Genomic DNA, 16,726 nt, shown 5'->3' on the forward strand with positions numbered 1-16,726 from the left:
GGTGTCTCCTGCGCAAGGACTGGGTACCCCTGATCACATCTCCGCCAGCAGCCCCTGCGGACTTTCGATCGCGTCTGCCACTAATCGCAGGAAACCCGCCGCCGTGCCGCCGTCGCAGACGCGGTGGTCGAACGTGAGCGTCAGCTCGGTGACCTTGCGGACAGCCAGTTCACCGTTCACCACCCATGGCTTGTCGATGATCCGGCCAACGCCGAGGATGGCAACCTCGGGGTAGTTGATGATCGCGGCGGAACCGTCCACACCGAACACGCCGTAGTTATTCAGCGTGAAGGTGCCGCTGCCCAGTTCGCTGGGGGTCGCCTTGCCCTGGCGTGCGACGTCGGTGAGCCGGCGGATCTCAGCGTCCAGTTCCCGGGCGGTCAACTTCTCCGCGGCACGGACCGAGGGTACCACCAGGCCGCGGTCGGTCTGGGCGGCGATGCCGAGGTTGACCCCGTCAAAGCCGATGATCTCCTGGGATCCGTCGGCCGAAGTTTCGATCCGGGTGTTGAGCTCCGGGTATTTTTTTAGCCCGGCTGTGACAAAACGTGCAATGAAGGCCAGCAGCCCAGGCACCTGGGAACCGCCGGCTTTGAGTCCCTTGCGAAGCTCCAGCAAACCGGTGGCGTCCACGTCCACCCAGACGGTTGCCTCGGGAATTTCGGAGCGGCTGCGTGCCATCGTGGCGGCAACGGCCTTGCGGACGCCCTTGACCGGCGTACGCGAAGAGATGCCCAGCCCGGTCCGCGCATCAGTATGCTCCGAAACCTGTTTGGCAGTGGCGGGCTCAAGCACCGGAGCCGTGGAGGGTTCAACCTGCGCAGTTTCAACGGTCTTAACCGATGGGGTATGGATGGCTGCCTCCACGTCGCGGCGCATTATCAGACCGCTCTCGCCTGAACCGCTCACGGAGCCCAGGTCCACACCGTGCTCCCGGGCCATACGACGGACCAGGGGCGAGATGACGGCGCCGATCTTCCCGGGAACGCGGGTCCGGAGCAGGGTGAGTTCCGGCGCCTCGGCAGGGTCGGTCCCCAAGGAGACGGGCTCAGAAGCCGCAGCCTCCTTTGAAGGTGCGCCGACCGTGGCAGTCGCGGCCCGCTTGGGCGCACGGGTGCGGCGGGTTGCGCCGTGTCCGCCGGGGGTGCCGTAGCCGATAAGGACGTTGCCGGACCCAGCCTTCTCCTCCTCGCGGTAGGTCTCGGCAGCTGCCTCCTCGGGCTTCTGCGGCGTGGCACCTGCGGGAGTCACCGAGATAAGCGGCTTGCCGACGTCGAGCGTCTGCCCCGGTTCGCCGTGCAGCTCGGCGACGGTTCCGGCATATGGGGATGGGACCTCCACCATGGACTTGGCGGTCTCCACTTCGGCGATGGGCTGGTCCACGCGGATCTCATCGCCAACGGATACCAGCCAGTTGACCAGTTCGGCTTCGGTGAGGCCTTCGCCGAGGTCCGGCAGGAGGAATACTTTCGTGTCACTCATGGTCAGTTCTCCCACTGGAGGTCGTCTACGGCGTCGAGGATGCGGTCCACGCTGGGCAGGTAATACTGTTCGAGCTTGGGCGCCGGGTAGGGCACGTCGAAGCCGGTGACGCGCCGGATGGGCGCGGCCAGGTAGTGGAAGCAGCGTTCCTGGACCCGGGCAACGATCTCGGAGGACACGGACGCGAACCCATGCGCCTCGGCGATCACCACGGCGCGTCCGGTCTTGCGGACGGACGCGGAGACGGTTTCGTCGTCGAACGGCACGATGGAGCGGACGTCGATGACCTCCAGCGAGCGCCCCTCCTCGGCGGCTGCCGCAGCGGCGGCGAGCGCGGTGGGGACGGACGGGCCGTAGGCGATGAGCGTTGCGTCAGTGCCGGAACGCGCGACGGCGGCGCGGCCTTCCGAGCTTGTCCCGGCGTCCGCGTTGGCCAAGTGCTGTTCCCGCAACTGCTCCAGGTCCACCATGTCCTTGGACCAATAGAGCTTCTTCGGCTCCATGAACATGACGGGGTCGTCGGAGTCGATGGCCTCGCGCAGCATCCGGTAGGCGTCCGCCACTGTGGCCGGAGTGTAGACCTTCAAACCCGCCGTGTGCGCGTAGTAGGACTCGGAAGAGTCGCAGTGGTGTTCCACTCCCCCGATGCCTCCCGCGTAGGGGACACGGATGACCAAGGGCAGTTTGACGGCGCCCTTGGTGCGGTTGTGCATCTTGGCCACGTGGCTGACGATCTGTTCGAACGCCGGGTAGGCAAAGGCGTCGAACTGCATTTCGATGACGGGGCGCATGCCGTTCATAGCCATGCCTACGGCCATGCCTACAATGCCTGACTCGGCCAGGGGTGTATCGAAGCAGCGTTGCTCGCCAAAGGTCTTGGTGAGCCCGTCGGTGATGCGGAACACCCCGCCCAGCATGCCCACGTCCTCGCCGAAGACCAGGACGGATTCGTCGGCGCGCATGGCGTCGGCCAGGGCGGTGTTGAGTGCCTTGGCCATGGTGACCGGCTGCGGCCCGGTGGCTTCGGCAGTGGCAGCCGCCGTGGCTGCGGCCCGGGCGGTGGCGGCGCTGACGTTGCCATTCGCCTCGGACGAGGTGGTGATGGTGGGGCTCATTTCGCGGCCTCCTCTGATGCTGCTTCGCGTACCAGTTCGTCGGCGAGCATGGCGGACTGTTCCTCCAACTGGGGTGTAAGGCTGGAGAAGACGTGCCGGAAGAGCTCCTGCGGGTCCACCGGGACGTCTTCGCTAAGGCCTTCGCGCAGCTGGGTGGCCACGTCTTCCGCCTTCGCGGCGATCCGGGCTTCTTCCTCCGCGTCGAGGATTCCGCGGTCCTTCAGGTAGGCGGTCATCCTGGTGACCGGGTCTTTGGCGACCCACTCGGCGACTTCGCTGTCCGCGCGGTAGCGGGTGGCGTCGTCGGCGTTGGTGTGCGCCTGCATGCGGTACGTGTGTGCCTCGACCAGGAGCGGGCCGGAGCCTTCCCGGGCGAGCTTGACGGCGCGGTCCAGGACGGCGAGGAGCGCCACGACGTCGTTGCCGTCCACGCGTTCGCCGGCCATACCGTAGCCCACGGCCTTGTGGGCGAGCGACGGTGCCACGGACTGGTGCGCCAGCGGCACCGAGATCGCGTACTTGTTGTTCTGCACGAAGAAGACCACGGGCAGGTGGAACACGGCGGCGAAGTTCAGTGCTTCGTGGAAGTCGCCTTCGCTGGTGGCGCCGTCGCCGCACATGGCCAGCACCACGGTGTCCTCGCCGCGGAGCTTGGCCGCGTGGGCGACGCCGACGGCATGCAGCAGCTGGGTGGTCAGCGGGGTGCACTGGATGCCCACCTTGTGCTCCGAGGGGTTGTAGCCGCCGTGCCAGTCACCGCGGAAGATCGTCATCACCTGCACCGGGTCCACGCCGCGGGCCATCACGGCGACGGCGTCCCGGTAGGTAGGGAACATCCAGTCCCCGTCGGAGAGGCAGAGCGCGGCCGCTACCTGGCAGGCCTCCTGGCCATGGCTGGAAGGGTAGACGGCCATGCGGCCCTGCCGGACCAGTGCGGAGTTCTGGTCATTGACGCGGCGTCCGACCACCAGCTGCTCGTAGGCGGCCAGAAGTTCGTCATCACCCGGGAGTGGGTACTCATGGCCAGGTTCGGTGCCCTGCTCGGCCTCGGCCCGGAGCCGGCCATCCGGGTCCACCATCTGGATCATGTGCCGCGCCGGCAGCAGGTAATCCTCCACGGTGATCCCGAATTTCTTGACAGCTTCGTCTGCGGAGATCGTCATTGGTCCGTCCTTCTGTAGCCACTATTCATTCACAGTATGGCCCTGCGGGTTGTTTCGTATCCAGTGGATCCCCGAATCGTGGAGATGGGCGCCGATTTGGCCTAGTCTGAAAGACGAATTGCGAGTGTGAGCTGCGCTACGGGCGGGAGTTGGAGACAAATTGACGGAACCGACGGCGGACGAAACCGTCCCGCTGGATGATGTGGACCGGAGAATTATCGCCGAGCTGACCCGCGACGGCAGGATGTCCGTGACGCAGGTGGCGGAGAACGTCCACATTTCCCGGGCGCACGCCTACACGCGGATCTCCCGGTTGACCGGCGAAGGGGTCCTGACCAGGTTCACGGCACTGGTGGACCCGATCAAGGCCGGGTTGAAGTCTTCCGCCTATGTGACGCTGAAAGTGCGGCAGCATTCATGGCGGGAGCTCCGCGAGCAGCTGCGCGCGATTCCGGAGGTGCACCACATTGCCCTAGTGGGCGGCGACTTCGACGTGATCCTGCTGGTCCGCACGACGGACAACACGGACCTGCGGCGAGTCATCTTCGACCAGCTGCAGTCAATGCCGGGTGTGCTGGATACTCAGACGTTCCTGGTATTTGAGGATCTGGACACTCGGTAGGGCAGGCTGGGTGCTATAGTGATCCGTTCCGATTTCGGGCCATTCCACTATTTTTCCCTATCTCGGCTCAGTTGTGCCCACAGGTCGCGAAAGTTCCGGGCGGCCGGGCAGGCCTGAAACGAACGGGTGCAGTCGAATGGCAGCGGGAACTCTTGTGGGCCCTCGCCTCAGTACGGATACGAGCCGAGTCTGGGACCGAAATCTTCCAGGCACCTATCCAGTAAACAGTCTTTGCACAGCCCTCCCTTGAGTATTCGCCATGCCCGCCTGCGGGTGCTCAGTAGACACCGCAAAGCAGCCATTTGGCGCGCTTCTCACTGCTGGGATCATCTGGTTTATTACTGCTGGGACTTGCGCAGGTTGGATGCAGGGGCGGCTGCTGACCCGTTTCGGGAAGCGGTCGTACGGCCTATATCAGTGCCACATCCCGGTGATGTCGCTGTTCCTGCATTCCCCAAAGATTGATTCCATCCCTATGCTCGCCCGCGCCCCCCTTATTGAGTGGCCTGCCATGGGTTCTTTCGATGTTGTCCCTGGCGGTTCGTTGAGTGGCCCTTCTTGCGGATAAAGGAGCGGAACGCTGAGCGGGTGGGGGCCCGCGCGCCCGCTCATCTCTCCCCGTTAGTTTCGTTTAGCGTCTGAGGTCAACCCGCCAGAAGACCTTCCCCATACGCGGCGTCTTGCCGGTCCATGCCACGTAGATCTTGTTGTTACTGAGGATCTGGATCCGTGGCGATGACGGCAAGGTTGTATCGAAAGTCAGGGATATGTCCGACAGCAGGGGTCGATATGCCATTGGGTAGGGAGTGGACAAGTTGATGGTGATTCCCGTGGCGCCGGCAGCGAAGGCCGCCGATCCCTGCGCCGAATATTTGGAGAGCTGCCCCCGGCCGGAGAGAGACGTCCTTGTGGCGTCAACCTTGACCTCTGGAGCGGCGTAGCCGCCACCGGTCCCGGGCTGTTTGATCCCGAATCCTTCGATGCTGACCTGGGACCCGTCAACCGAGGGCGCTACTTCGATGGCGGGCGCGGCGGTGCCCGCCACGGGCGTGGTTCTCAGACATTGGATGTTCACAAGGCGGATGTTCTCCACAGCCTGGATCCCGGTCCTGGTGACGAAGACTTCCCTTGATCCGCGGCCTTTGTCGTTATTCGTGTGGCCGCTGTAGCCATTCAGCGTCACGTTGATCGCGGAGTCAATCACGATGCAGTCGGAGTCCATGCGATTGGCGTTGATGTTCTCCATCAGGGTCGCCCCTGCACCGTCTCCGATGTAGATGCCGATCCTCGTGTCCAGGGTCGGGTTCCCGTCCAGATAGATGTTGGACATCTTGGTGTTGAACGGATTGCCGCTGGCGCCGTCGATGTAGATCCCCGCCCGCCCCTGGGGGGTGCCCGCCAAGGGCGGGACGACGTCCACGTTAGTGAGGGTGGTGTTGCCGGCCCCGTCAAAAACCCCGATGCCGTACTCGCACGACATGGCCCAAATGTAGACCTTGTCGATCTTCACGTCCCATGTGCTGATCCTGATGCACGAATGATTGAAGATGCTGTTCTGCACGGTGCCCATCGAACCGCTAACGAAGTGGATGCCTGAGCGATTCGCATTGGTAGCCCCATTTACGTAGATGGTGTCGAACAATGGACGGACACCGCCGGTGACAGTGATCGGGAAGTTCGTTCTGTTTGCGTCGCTGACATTGATTCTCATGTTCTGCATTTGGAAGCCAGCACCGGTGATGTCCAGCATCGTCTTGTTGTTGCCATTAGTCAGGGTGGTCGACAATCCGTTGCCGATGAAGCGGACTTCGGGGGCTGAGATAGTTGTCTTATCGTTCAGCGTGTACGTACTACTGCCGAACCGGATGACCTTTTCGCCGCCGGGCGCAATCGCTGCAGCGATGGCGCGCCCCAAGCGTGGCGTGTCATCGGTCTCAGCGCCAAGCCTGGGAAAATCGTCGATAAACGTTTCGGTCTTGCGCCCATAACTCGCTGAAAGGTCTGGGATTTGTGCGGGTGGTATCCGGGCTTCACCGTCCAGTGTCGCCACTCCCGACGGCGCGCCCTTTTCTGCTGTTGGCACATATTCGTTCATCGGTGCGGGGCTGCCTGAAGCGGCATTCGCGGACGCGACGGAGGCACTTGTGAACGCGGCAACCAGCGTTCCAATTCTGAAAAGGCTGCGGCGCTTCATGTCTCGCGGAGCCTGTCCGGTCTGATCCATGTGGCGAAGCTATTTGTTGGCAGCTGTGCCAACCAGCGTGGTGACTACTCCATTACATTCGGCGCTTCCGCGGGGGAGTACTTGGACGGTACTCAAACCACGCGCCGCGGGCGGGTAGAATCTGGGGCATGGATGGGGACTGGGCCAGCGAGCAGCGTGCCAACCGGGTTTATTTGGTGCTCGCAGCCGTCATAGTGGTGTGGTTGGCGGGCGCGTCGCTCGGGTGGTGGCTGGTGCTGCCACTGATCGGGTTCGCTGCTGCGGTGCGGTATCCGCTGTGGCGTAGCCGGTGGTGACCGCCTTAACAACGACCGGTCCCAGGTTGCTTCATGGGCGCCGTGGCCTTACCCGTGTCCTGGTGTTCTGCCTGATGGCGATTGCCGCGAACGCCGTCCTGATTCAGACGATCGCCTCGGAAGAATCCGTCCTAAAGAACGGCATCCGTGTTGGCGTGCTCGTGCTTGTGGGGCTCTCTCTAGCTGTCAGTGGGGTGCGTATGCCGGTGGGCGTGATGCTGCTCATCCTGTACTCGACGCTGATGATGCTGTTGCGGCAGAACCCTGACCAGCTGTCGTACATCTTCATTTTTGTGCTGGTGTTCCTGATGTTTGCGGTCAAGGAACGGGACCTTGAGAAGGCGCTCTTGTTGAGCTCCCTGTTTTCACTGGGGCTGGTGTTCGTGTTCCTTGGGCTGGGGATCACGCAGAACACGGTGACCGAGTACCGCAGCAGGATGACGTTCGGGACCAACGGTGTCCCATTCTTCTTCAACCTGGTCTACGGCGCGTTCACGATGCTGGTGTTCTATTTCCACAAGTATCGGTTCCGGAGCCGTCACTGGGTGGCGTTGGGTGCTGTGGCTGCCACGACCTACCTGTTCCAACTGACGGACGCCAGGGGTGGTTACCTTGCTTTTGGCCTGTTCGTGGCCGCGCTGTACCTGATGCCGGCCCTGTCCCGGTCGCTGTTTTTCCGTGGAGCAGTGATGGCCACCCCAGTGATATGCATTGGCCTGGCGTTCTATGTCGCCACCCTGTGGGGTGATGGGCAGGCTAACCGGTTGCTGAGTAACCGGCCGATACTTTACGAACGGTTCCTTGCAGAACTGACCGAAGCCGACGTGGTCCTCAGTACCAGCGTGAAACAGTTCGACCGGGCCGTGACTATTGTGGACAACTCCTACCTGCACCTGCTCATGGGCGGCGGTGTGGTGATGTTCATTGTGGTGTTGGTGTTGTTTGCCCGCGCCGTCTACAACTTGTTCAAGGCTGGTCGTCTGCCGGAGATTGCGTTCTTGGTGGCGACCTGTGCCTACTTCAATTCTGAGAGCATCATGCTCCGCATTGAGAACATGTTCGTCATCTACTTCTGGTACCTCGTCCTCAGATTTTGCGGTTCTCTCCGCAAAGAGGATGCCGTGTCGATTTCCCCGACACCCGTCCCTGAGCGGAAGGCGAAGGTCGCTCGTGTGCCGACGTGGGAACGGGATCTGGAGGCGCGGCTTGCGGCAGCCAAGAATCCGGGACAGATCAGTATTAAGACCCGCCCCGGACGGTACTAGGTTCGCTGCGCCGCCTGCTGATGCCTGGACTACCACGGATCCGTCGAGCGCACTTGTGGCAGTGATGGAGACGGTCACCGACGCACTCCCGCGCGCCGGTTTGGCTGCCGCACGGCCCGGCCGGTGCGCAGGGCTGCGGCGAGCTCGGTCTTCAGCCCGCCGCGGCCCTGGACGTAGATGCACTGATAGATCGTCTCGGGGCTGATGCGCGTGCTCTCATCATCGGGGAAATCGATCCGCAGCCGGGCACTGATCTGTTCCAGGGACAACCGTACCCGGGCCGTCAGCATCCCGGCTACGTAGAGTGCCAAGGCCTCGTTGGAAGCCAATTTCCGGGTCTTAGTCCCGCGTGCCAGCTTCTGTGCCCGGTCTTGGGCCGAGGACGCCAGATAAGGGCGCTTGCCTTCATTACGGATGTTCCGGCCCAGTTCCCTGCTGATCGTGGACGGGCACCGGCCCAAACGCCGGCCGATCTCACGCACCCCGCACCGGCCGCCCGCAATACGGCAATCAGCTCGCGTTCATCAAAGGACAAGAACCGTCGGCTGGCAGGCCTAATTCCAGGATTCACTCCACCATGCTGACGGACGATCAGCCGGGCCGCTGACAGGGAAAGGCCGGCCGCCTTTGCCGCGACCTCATCAGATGATCCAGACGACCTCGCCTCCCAGAAAACCCGGACCACCTCACGCAACATCTCCGGCCGACCAAAGCGTCCCACAACACCACCAATCACCCAGGTGTTGCAACAACCCCTTGAACCCGCCTTGCGTACTTCTTGAATATGCGGTTGCTTTGACGTTCCCTACTTAGCACGGAAGGACAAGTTGGACAGACGAGATCCTCCCGTCGTGGAGAGGCGCGAATCTTGGGAGCTGGCACCACAATGACCCCGAGACATCTGAACGAGCCCCGAGTCCTGAGCCGGCCGCCACAGGTATAATCGAAAAATCCGCAAATGGCTGCCTGGATAATTGGCAGAGCTGACGGGCGTCTACTCAGGGGGAAACAGGCTTGGACTTGCGCGACTACCTGCGGATTTTGCGCCGCAACTGGACAATTATTGTTGCGTTCGCCCTCGCCGGGTTGCTGTTGGGGGGTGCGGTTTCTCTTTTCTCGAAGCCCACCTACACAGCTGAGACCCAACTTTTTGTTGCTATACAAGGTTCCGGCACGGTTCAGGAATTACAGCAGGGAAACACATTTACCCAAGCGCGTGTCCAGTCATACGTAAAGACCGTAGTTTCCCCCGTGGTGCTGCAGCCCGTCATAGACACCCTAGGGCTGACTCTCACCGCTGAAGAATTGGCAGGCAAAGTAAAAGCGCGTACCGACGTTAACACGGTGCTAATTAGCATTGCCGTAGAGGATAATTCGCCTGTCCAGGCTTCCGCCATTGCCGCTGCCGTCGGTGACAGCCTGATCAAAGCCGTGGACATGCTTGAGAAGCCCAAGGCTGGAGGGACTTCCCCGGTAAGTCTTTCGGTGATAAAGCCTGCTGTTGCGCCGCTATACCCCTCTGCCCCGAATACCCGCTTGGACCTCATACTTGGCATGTTGACAGGCACTTTGCTCGGAGTTGGGTTTGCACTGTTGCGCACTACCCTGGACGCCCGAATCCGCAATGAGGACGACCTTCGCCAAGTGACCGAGAGTCCCCTGCTCGGAGCAATTTCCTACGACCAGGACGCCGAGGGCAGGCCTTTGGTTACCCAGCACGCCCCCCAAAGTCCCAGGGCCGAGGCGTTTCGGCAACTGCGCACGAATCTGCAGTTCGCCAACGTGACAGGGACGGCAAACACCGTGCTTATTACCTCGTCCCTCCCTGGGGAGGGTAAGAGCACAACGGCGACCAACCTTGCGATCGCATTGGCTCAGGCCGGCCGCACCGTTTGCCTTGTTGACGCGGATCTGCGGCGCCCAATGGTTGATGAATACTTGGGGCTTGAGCGCAATGCCGGCCTCACTACAGCCCTCGTCGGCGCGGCAAACGTGAATGACCTGCTGCAGCCGTGGGGCGACGACGAACTCTACGTCCTTGCGTCCGGGCAGATACCCCCGAACCCCAGTGAACTGCTTGGATCATCAGAGATGCAGCATCTGATCGAACGGCTGGGAGAGGCTTTCGACACAGTGATCATTGATGCGCCACCTCTACTGCCCGTGACGGACGCGGCAGTTCTTTCCCAGCACGTTGGGGGAGTCGTCCTTGTGGTAGGCGTTCAAAAAATAAAGAGGCATGATCTCGAAAAATCCCTTTCGAACCTCAGGCTGGTCGAGGCCAATCTTCTGGGGGTTGTGCTCAACCGCGTCCCCGCCAAGGGCGCCGATGCCTACAACTACGGGTACTACTCGAAGGAATTGCCATCGAAGGGTGGTCGTTCCATGGCCGCATCCAGGTCCCGTCGGGCGCACCCTGTGGCAGCAGAACTGTCATCGGAGTTGCCGAGAGAAGATGGAACGCGGACTGCCGTTCCTTGGCCAAGGCATGCTACTGGCGCGGCTCCCGAAATTGGCGCTTCCAGGCACTTCTGAGTCGGCGGACCATGTCTCGCAAGTCGCCTTTTCATCGGTACGACATGCCCCGGAGTACGGAATTTCTTAGGCCACCATCCCCGCGACTGTGTCTCGCACCAATCCTGCAGCCTTTGTGCCGGTAGCGGCGACCAGCAAAGGCGCCAACTCCAGCAGGCCCGGATGCGTGAATATGTCCGCCCCTGAACGTTTCAAAGCCGGCTCCCGCTCAAATCGCAACAGCGCGGCCCTCAGCGGAATCGAGGCCTCCCGGAGATTGTCCAGATCACACGGAAGCTCCCTTTCAGGATCCGCAAGAGTCAGCGCGGGTACGCCGATGGTCAGCGCATCAATGAGCGCCGTCGAATTGATACCTACCACAATGTCGCCGGGAATGAGAGACTCCCAGAAATCGGAACCATCCTCAATCCGGAAAGTGCCTGCTATGGCCTTCCAGTCATCGTCGAGGTCTGCCCCCGACAAACTGGGGTGTGGCCGGATACTGCACTTCAGGCCCCAACCCGTGGCCGCCGCGCAGAGACGGACCAGGGACTCCCGTTCCGTCTCGGACAGCCGTTCCATCGAATGCATGACCCTCAGCCGTCGTGGCGGCGCGGGTGCAACCGACTTTCGAATTTCCGGTCTCCCGACAACGTGGCAGTGGCTTTGCGGGCTTGCCGCGCGAAACCACCGAAGCTGGGAGTCACCCCATACCAGCACCTGGTCGGCGACTGGCGGCAGATAGTTTTGGTTGGGACTGCCATGCACCAAGGTAGCGGTTTTCCGACCGAGCTTCTTCGCCTGCCAAATCAGCGGCCGGCAATAAGCGGGCCGGTCGAAGTCCGCGAGCCATAAATGATCCTTGGGCAAACTGGATACCCATGAGTGGGCGAAATCGTAGCGCACTGCCTGCAGGACAAAAAGGACCTCAAGGTATATCTGTGAAAGGCCCTGGTAATGGGTGGCCTTGAGTACCGTCCGCCGACGCAGTCCAAGAGCACGCCACAGGTGGGCGGGACTGAGGCTCGGGCCAAAGGACCGGACAGTAAGGCTGGGGAAATGGTACATTCCGCGGGACAGGGGGGCATCTGCGAGCCTGGTGTCTCCCACGAGGTTTACGGTCACGCCGCCAAGCGCCTCCACAACGGCGGCTCCAAGACGCGCCCCATGTGCGACTGGATTTGCAAGGACGAAAGTAAGCTTCGCAGATACGGGCTTAGTTGGCCTACGTGCGGGCACCACGAGCAGAACCACCAGCACTGCCGCAGTCACCACGGCCCTAAGGCATTGGTGGCGGTGGCGCAGGTGGTCGCCTTGCTTCAGCGAGTCTGCAACCTCTTTGGCCAGGCTGGACATCTCCGGACTACAAGCCCTCATTGCACCGGGCGCCGGGCACGGCGCAGCACCGCTAGCACGCTGCCCATGCCGGCCAGTGCGAGCGACCGTAGCCAGGCCCACGAGGGTTCCCCGATTCCCGGCTTCGGCGAAGCTGGAAGAGGACGGAAATTCCGCTGAGTTGCCTCTAGAAATGCGAATCCCCAGCTGGCGTCCGGTTCAAGATACGCGCCTTCGGCCCACTCGTTCCACGCGTTAACGAAGACGAGTCCCGTGCCTTGCCGGTTATCCTCCGTACTTCTCGCATGGGACAGCCACTCCGCGTAGACCCTCGGGTTATGGCCCACGTAAATCGTGGCTTTATTTCCGCGGCGGGCCGTATTGTCCCAGCCAGGGGCAACGCCCCGATACCGGATGAATGACGGTTGCCTTCTGCGCATGAACCGTTTCGCCATGCGCTGATAGGACATGATCCGGCCTGCGAAATCGTCTCGGAGCCCCTTAACCGGAAGCAGCTGTGCTGATGCCAGGGTGTTCGAGCCCACTGGTGGGAATTCCGCGATCGCGTCGACACCGTACCACCCTGGTTGGATTCCGAACCTGGTTTCGGCGGCAATAACATGAAGCTCACCAAGTCCGTGTTCCTGCGCCAAAACGCGCCATTGGGACACAAGCTCTGCAGCATTTGGGATGTGATCGATTCGGTGGATAACAAGGACCAGGGCGCCGTCCACCCGAAGATAACGTTCATCCCGAAAGTACGGAAGAAAATCTGCAAAAATCTCCTCCGCTGTGGAGCCTGAGTAATTTTGCCCCACTAGAACCTCGTGCTCCTTGCCGTCCCAGCGTCGCGTCCAGTTTTCATTCGCCCATGAGAGGCAAAAGGGGAATTCCGGACCTGACCGGATGTAGTTGTCGACCGGACGCTCCAGTAGCCGGCGGCCATCAAACCAGTAGAAATAGAAGCAGAAGGCATCCACGTCGTACTGCTTGGCAAGTGCTGCCTGACGGTGCATGACTTCAACGGTCCGCAAGTCGTATTGCCCGAGTGTCTCGACCTGCCGTGGATGGTCATGACCATCAAACTGCGGCGTAGCCTTGCTGACATTTGTCCATTCTGTAAAACCGGGCCCCCACCATTCGTCGTTCTCAGGAATCTGATGAAACTGAGGCAGGTAGTATGCGACAGTCAGGGACGGCACCCCGCTCGACAGGTTGGACACTGCTAAACCTCCAATAGGGATGACTTTTGTGATGTAAGGGCCGGGAACGAATAGCGGCTTAGAGGGGCGGCGCCACTCTTGGCCTGAGCGCCCAGATACCGGCTCACAAATCACCCTGTTGCTCGACGGGATCCCCAAATCTGTGGAACTGCCCCCGCCACCTGCGGCGGGCCCCTGGGAGCGGCACCATAAGCAATTCCGGATGCCTCGAGTAAAAGCGCCAAGCCGAGGCGATCTCCCTAGTCCAAGGCTGAAGTCGGAATTTCTTGGTATCACGCTTCCATGCATGCACCCAGGAAACACCGGGAACCAGGATCACCTCCTGTCCACGGGCCCAAGCATCCAGGCCGAAGGCGTGGTCCTCGTAATACAGGAAATACCGTTCGTCCCAGCCACCTGCGGCGCGGATCCGTTCTGTGGACCCGCACACGCCTGCACCCATCACCCACGCCACGTACGTGGGTGCGCGTGACGTGTCAGGGAGGTAGTTCATGACCGAGCTGCCTGGAAGAACCATGCCGCGGTGTGCCAGTTTGTCCACCAAATACGGTAGTCCTCGGCCATTAGGCTGGATGGAGCCGTCAGGATTGGTCAGTTGCGGAGACACAATGGCGTCACGCTCGCTGATTACCCGTTCCAGGATCTCCAGTGAGGATGTATCAACCGTCACATCAGGATTGACGAAAGCTACATAGGTGCTCCGGGCGGCCCTCAACCCGACGTTGTTCGCCCGGCTGAATCCCAAGTTCTGGCCAAGCCGGACAACTTCCGCACCCATGCGTTCCGCGAACTCGGGCCCTCCATCACTGGAATTGTTGTCTACGACGATCCAACGTGCGCCGTTCAACTCCACCCCCTGCCACCAGGTGCAGAGTTCCTCCAGGTTGTTATAGGTGACGGTAATCAAAGTCCATGAGGACGCGGCCTGATTCAATCGCGAACTCCTTTCAGCACGGGGGCCAGAACAGAGGCAACAAAGAGGGATGCCACCCGCATGCGCGAACAACGTCCGCGGACAAACGCACGCGCGCAGAGAACGGCAAAGGCAGGAGTAGGAGGGCCGGCACTGAATACTCTGAGGACGGTTGCCTCGCGGGATGCGGGGTTTTCGCTTCGGCCCAGTGCCAGCCTGCACATGTTGACCCGCCACTGCCATCTGTGATCAACCAAGTAGCGCACAGACGAAATGAGCCCCGGTGAACGCCGCCAGAGGCGGACCGCCCGGTATAGGGGGTTTCGGCCCATCTCCTCGCCAATGACATTCGCTTCATGCTGGTGATAGTCCTGCACGATGTCGGGTACCGTCCGAACGCCCCTATCGAGAGCCGCGCAGAGTCCCAACCAGTGGTCATGGTACGCAACATCCGTTGGCGTGGGAAAAGGCAATGCTTTGGTCAGGAGATCGGACCGGAATACGGCCAGGGCACCGCTGATGACATTGTCCAGAAGGAGTTCTCCGACGTTGAAAAACCTGCGGTCAGTCACTCCCACCGGCTTCCGGGCGTCTCCTTTGGATTGTAGGCGGACGATCCGGGCTTGGCCGGAGACAAGGGAGGCGTCGTCGAGGTGTCCAAGCAACACGCTCAGTTTTTGTTCATACCAGAAGTCATCCTGGTCGGACAGAGCTATCCAGTGGGAAGAATTCGGAACCAGGCGAAGAATACGTTCAAAGTTCCGATAGAACCCAACCCTCTTCCCGAATTCGTGGACTACAAACCTGTCATCGTTCCCAACCATGCTTTGAAGGTAGGCTGCAGTGGCCGCATCAGTACCGTCTATTCCGATGATGCAGGTCCAATTCCGAACCGTCTGGCATGCAATTGAGGCGACCTGCTTCTTCAGCAGCTGCAAATCTGGTCTATAGACGGCCAAGCATATGGCGCCAAACTCATCCTGCATTAAGCACCCCCACGCGGCGCACATACCTGGCTACCTGTTTGCGGCGCACACCTGCGAGAGTGGCGAGAAGTCCCAAGCTCAGGACTGGCAGCAGCATGAAGTTATCCGGTACCAAGAGGCCGGCCACGATCAGGGCCGCAATGACGGAAATTTCCGGGAAAAGCTTTAGTGCCGGCACCTCTATTTCACTCCGTCCGCGCCGGATTGCGATGCTCATTGCCAGTTGGCACACGTGAAACAGCGGCACCGCGACAGCCAGGACTCTGATGTCCAGCGGCAAGCCTGCCAACACGGAGAGGCCTACCAGCAGCAATGCCAAGATCGCAGAAACGGGGGTTGTTATTGCAAGGATGGCTGTTCTCCCCGAAATGAATACAAGGTGAATGTTGGCCAGGTAAGCCGTCATGAACGGGGTGCCCGATGCCACGATGAGGGCAACCTGGGTAACTAGGTGCCCGTTGGCGACTGGACCTGCAACGAATGGAACAACCGCTGGGGCAAGAACAACAAACCCGCAGACAAGGAGTACGACCATAAGCATCATGGTTCCGTAGGAGGAACGCAATATATCTCCGCGGCTATCGCTTGGGGTTCGGTAGATCATCGGCGCCCAGGCATTGTTAATCGCGCCCAGGAGCATCATCGGCGCTGAACCGATGAGCAACCCGAGTTGGAGGCCACCAGCAGCTTCGAGGCCAACTACCCGCGAAGTTCCGGCCACGAGAAGCAGGGCCAGGAAGCTTACCGCCATTTGATGCGGAACAGTGGGTAGCCCGATGCTAAGGCTCTTTGCAAAATCCATGCCCACGAACCGCGGCCGTTGCCTCAGGAGGCACACTAGGACCGCCACGATTCCCACGGTCAAGTGAACTGCGGAGAGACCACTCAAATATGTTGGTGCAGTCCGCTCGACGTTTAACAGCAACAGGAGACCTACCAGTGGCCCGAGCACGGAGGCTGCGACCCCCAGCAGCACAAAGCTGGCCACTTGCTGCTCAGCACGGAAAAGGGACTGAGCGTTTTGAAGTAATGCCAAACCGAGGCAGGAGACGAGGGGATAGATCAGGATGGCCGGATCTGCCCCTTGCAGCACACCAGGCCCCCACCATGGCAACAGCAGCACGGCCAAACAAAACAAGACGGCCGCGCAGCCGGCGCCGGCCAGGACAGTCGCCACGGCGCCGGACCTGCCCGAGTCCTCCAAGATGGCCTGGCGTGTAATAGACGCGGCCAACCCCAGGGTAAGAAGCACAATCCCGAATTGGAAGACTGACACCGAGACAGCCACCACGCCATAGGACTCCGGCCCCAGAACACGCGTCACGAAGGGTGTTGCGACAAAATTCATCAGGATGGGCGCAATGGAAACCGACGCGTAAACTAGGCCGCGGCCAAGAAAACGGCTATTCACCGTCGCCCCGCTGGAATTCGCCAATATGGGCGACGCTCTGGCTGCAAGATGCCAAACTGCCGGTGCCCAAGAAATCCCCCAACCCTCCAGGCGGACGACATGGACGTATTCCAACGCCCGCCACGAACCAACGTTAGCAGTGTCGGCAGTCCGGAAAAACTGCGAATGTCCCAAAGG

General features: G+C 61.1%; 14 protein-coding genes and 1 pseudogene. 4 read left to right on the forward strand and 11 right to left on the reverse strand.

Features of this window, described 5'->3' with window-relative positions; all coding sequences use genetic code 11:
• Window positions 1-33: 33 nt before the first annotated feature.
• Genes ACIQC0_RS09855 through pdhA form a run of 3 tightly spaced genes read right to left on the reverse strand, consistent with a single transcriptional unit; the run spans window position 34 to window position 3,760 of the window.
• Window positions 34-1,482 (reverse strand): dihydrolipoamide acetyltransferase family protein, encoded by a 1,449-nt coding sequence (locus ACIQC0_RS09855; protein ID WP_377214516.1) that lies wholly within the window; start codon window positions 1,480-1,482, stop codon window positions 34-36.
• A gap of 2 nt (window positions 1,483-1,484) precedes the next feature.
• Entirely contained in the window at window positions 1,485-2,597 is a 1,113-nt protein-coding gene (locus ACIQC0_RS09860) for an alpha-ketoacid dehydrogenase subunit beta (protein WP_377214515.1), read from the reverse strand.
• Entirely contained in the window at window positions 2,594-3,760 is a 1,167-nt protein-coding gene (gene pdhA, locus ACIQC0_RS09865; RefSeq protein ID WP_400534645.1) for a pyruvate dehydrogenase (acetyl-transferring) E1 component subunit alpha, read from the reverse strand. Before pdhA ends, ACIQC0_RS09860 begins: the two co-directional genes overlap by 4 nt.
• A 160-nt stretch (window positions 3,761-3,920) precedes the next feature.
• On the opposite strand from pdhA, the gene ACIQC0_RS09870 reads away from it, so the two are divergent.
• The gene (locus tag ACIQC0_RS09870) at window positions 3,921-4,382 is read left to right on the forward strand and encodes an Lrp/AsnC family transcriptional regulator (RefSeq protein WP_400534647.1); all 462 of its coding nucleotides are present in this window, start codon (window positions 3,921-3,923) and stop codon (window positions 4,380-4,382) included.
• A gap of 631 nt (window positions 4,383-5,013) precedes the next feature.
• Here ACIQC0_RS09870 and ACIQC0_RS09875 read toward each other — a convergent pair.
• Entirely contained in the window at window positions 5,014-6,606 is a 1,593-nt protein-coding gene (locus ACIQC0_RS09875; protein WP_400534649.1) for a hypothetical protein, read from the reverse strand.
• A 128-nt stretch (window positions 6,607-6,734) separates the two neighbouring features.
• On the opposite strand from ACIQC0_RS09875, the gene ACIQC0_RS09880 reads away from it, so the two are divergent.
• Both ACIQC0_RS09880 and ACIQC0_RS09885 read left to right on the forward strand, forming a co-directional pair.
• On the forward strand, window positions 6,735-6,902 hold the full coding sequence (locus ACIQC0_RS09880) for a hypothetical protein (RefSeq protein WP_400534651.1): 168 nt from the start codon (window positions 6,735-6,737) through the stop codon (window positions 6,900-6,902).
• Between the two features lie 74 nt (window positions 6,903-6,976).
• Window positions 6,977-8,167, forward strand: coding sequence for a hypothetical protein (locus ACIQC0_RS09885; protein WP_400534653.1), 1,191 nt, complete (start codon window positions 6,977-6,979; stop codon window positions 8,165-8,167).
• A gap of 74 nt (window positions 8,168-8,241) precedes the next feature.
• On the opposite strand, the gene ACIQC0_RS09890 is transcribed toward ACIQC0_RS09885, so the two are convergent.
• Together ACIQC0_RS09890 and ACIQC0_RS09895 are read right to left on the reverse strand one after the other, a co-directional pair.
• Window positions 8,242-8,496 (reverse strand): hypothetical protein, encoded by a 255-nt coding sequence (locus ACIQC0_RS09890; protein WP_400534844.1) that lies wholly within the window; start codon window positions 8,494-8,496, stop codon window positions 8,242-8,244.
• Between the two features lie 96 nt (window positions 8,497-8,592).
• Window positions 8,593-8,649: pseudogene (locus ACIQC0_RS09895) on the reverse strand (helix-turn-helix domain-containing protein); the annotation flags it as partial.
• Between the two features lie 532 nt (window positions 8,650-9,181).
• On the opposite strand from ACIQC0_RS09895, the gene ACIQC0_RS09900 reads away from it, so the two are divergent.
• Window positions 9,182-10,702: a polysaccharide biosynthesis tyrosine autokinase gene (locus ACIQC0_RS09900; RefSeq protein ID WP_400534655.1), complete on the forward strand. Its 1,521-nt coding sequence runs from the start codon at window positions 9,182-9,184 to the stop codon at window positions 10,700-10,702.
• Between the two features lie 66 nt (window positions 10,703-10,768).
• Here ACIQC0_RS09900 and ACIQC0_RS09905 read toward each other — a convergent pair whose 3' ends face one another.
• The 5 genes from ACIQC0_RS09905 to ACIQC0_RS09925 all read right to left on the reverse strand — a co-directional run bounded on the left by ACIQC0_RS09905 (window position 10,769) and on the right by ACIQC0_RS09925 (window position 16,573).
• Window positions 10,769-12,037, reverse strand: coding sequence for a hypothetical protein (locus ACIQC0_RS09905; protein WP_400534657.1), 1,269 nt, complete (start codon window positions 12,035-12,037; stop codon window positions 10,769-10,771).
• Window positions 12,038-12,054: 17 nt separating this feature from the next.
• On the reverse strand, window positions 12,055-13,239 hold the full coding sequence (locus ACIQC0_RS09910) for a glycoside hydrolase family 99-like domain-containing protein (RefSeq protein WP_400534659.1): 1,185 nt from the start codon (window positions 13,237-13,239) through the stop codon (window positions 12,055-12,057).
• Between the two features lie 103 nt (window positions 13,240-13,342).
• Window positions 13,343-14,173, reverse strand: a complete 831-nt coding sequence (locus tag ACIQC0_RS09915; RefSeq protein ID WP_377214507.1) for a glycosyltransferase — start codon at window positions 14,171-14,173, stop codon at window positions 13,343-13,345.
• Window positions 14,170-15,138, reverse strand: coding sequence for a glycosyltransferase (locus ACIQC0_RS09920; protein WP_400534661.1), 969 nt, complete (start codon window positions 15,136-15,138; stop codon window positions 14,170-14,172). The genes ACIQC0_RS09915 and ACIQC0_RS09920 overlap by 4 nt, the downstream gene beginning before the upstream one ends.
• Complete coding sequence (locus ACIQC0_RS09925) at window positions 15,128-16,573, reverse strand: lipopolysaccharide biosynthesis protein (protein ID WP_400534663.1); 1,446 nt, start codon at window positions 16,571-16,573, stop codon at window positions 15,128-15,130. Before ACIQC0_RS09925 ends, ACIQC0_RS09920 begins: the two co-directional genes overlap by 11 nt.
• Window positions 16,574-16,726: the final 153 nt, after the last annotated feature.

It is taken from the genome of Pseudarthrobacter sp. NPDC092419, assembly GCF_044755045.1.
In the GTDB taxonomy this organism is placed as follows: domain Bacteria; phylum Actinomycetota; class Actinomycetes; order Actinomycetales; family Micrococcaceae; genus Arthrobacter.

What these genes read in the sequence shown, in the direction of transcription:
- ACIQC0_RS09855 (WP_377214516.1), bottom strand. Translation starts at nt 1,482, where the DNA reads ATGAGTGACACGAAAGTATTCCTCCTGCCGGACCTCGGCGAAGGCCTC.
- ACIQC0_RS09860 (WP_377214515.1), bottom strand. Translation starts at nt 2,597, where the DNA reads ATGAGCCCCACCATCACCACCTCGTCCGAGGCGAATGGCAACGTCAGC.
- pdhA (WP_400534645.1), bottom strand. Translation starts at nt 3,760, where the DNA reads ATGACGATCTCCGCAGACGAAGCTGTCAAGAAATTCGGGATCACCGTG.
- ACIQC0_RS09875 (WP_400534649.1), bottom strand. Translation starts at nt 6,606, where the DNA reads ATGGATCAGACCGGACAGGCTCCGCGAGACATGAAGCGCCGCAGCCTT.
- ACIQC0_RS09880 (WP_400534651.1), top strand. Translation starts at nt 6,735, where the DNA reads ATGGATGGGGACTGGGCCAGCGAGCAGCGTGCCAACCGGGTTTATTTG.
- ACIQC0_RS09885 (WP_400534653.1), top strand. Translation starts at nt 6,977, where the DNA reads ATGGCGATTGCCGCGAACGCCGTCCTGATTCAGACGATCGCCTCGGAA.
- ACIQC0_RS09905 (WP_400534657.1), bottom strand. Translation starts at nt 12,037, where the DNA reads ATGTCCAGCCTGGCCAAAGAGGTTGCAGACTCGCTGAAGCAAGGCGAC.
- ACIQC0_RS09920 (WP_400534661.1), bottom strand. Translation starts at nt 15,138, where the DNA reads ATGCAGGATGAGTTTGGCGCCATATGCTTGGCCGTCTATAGACCAGAT.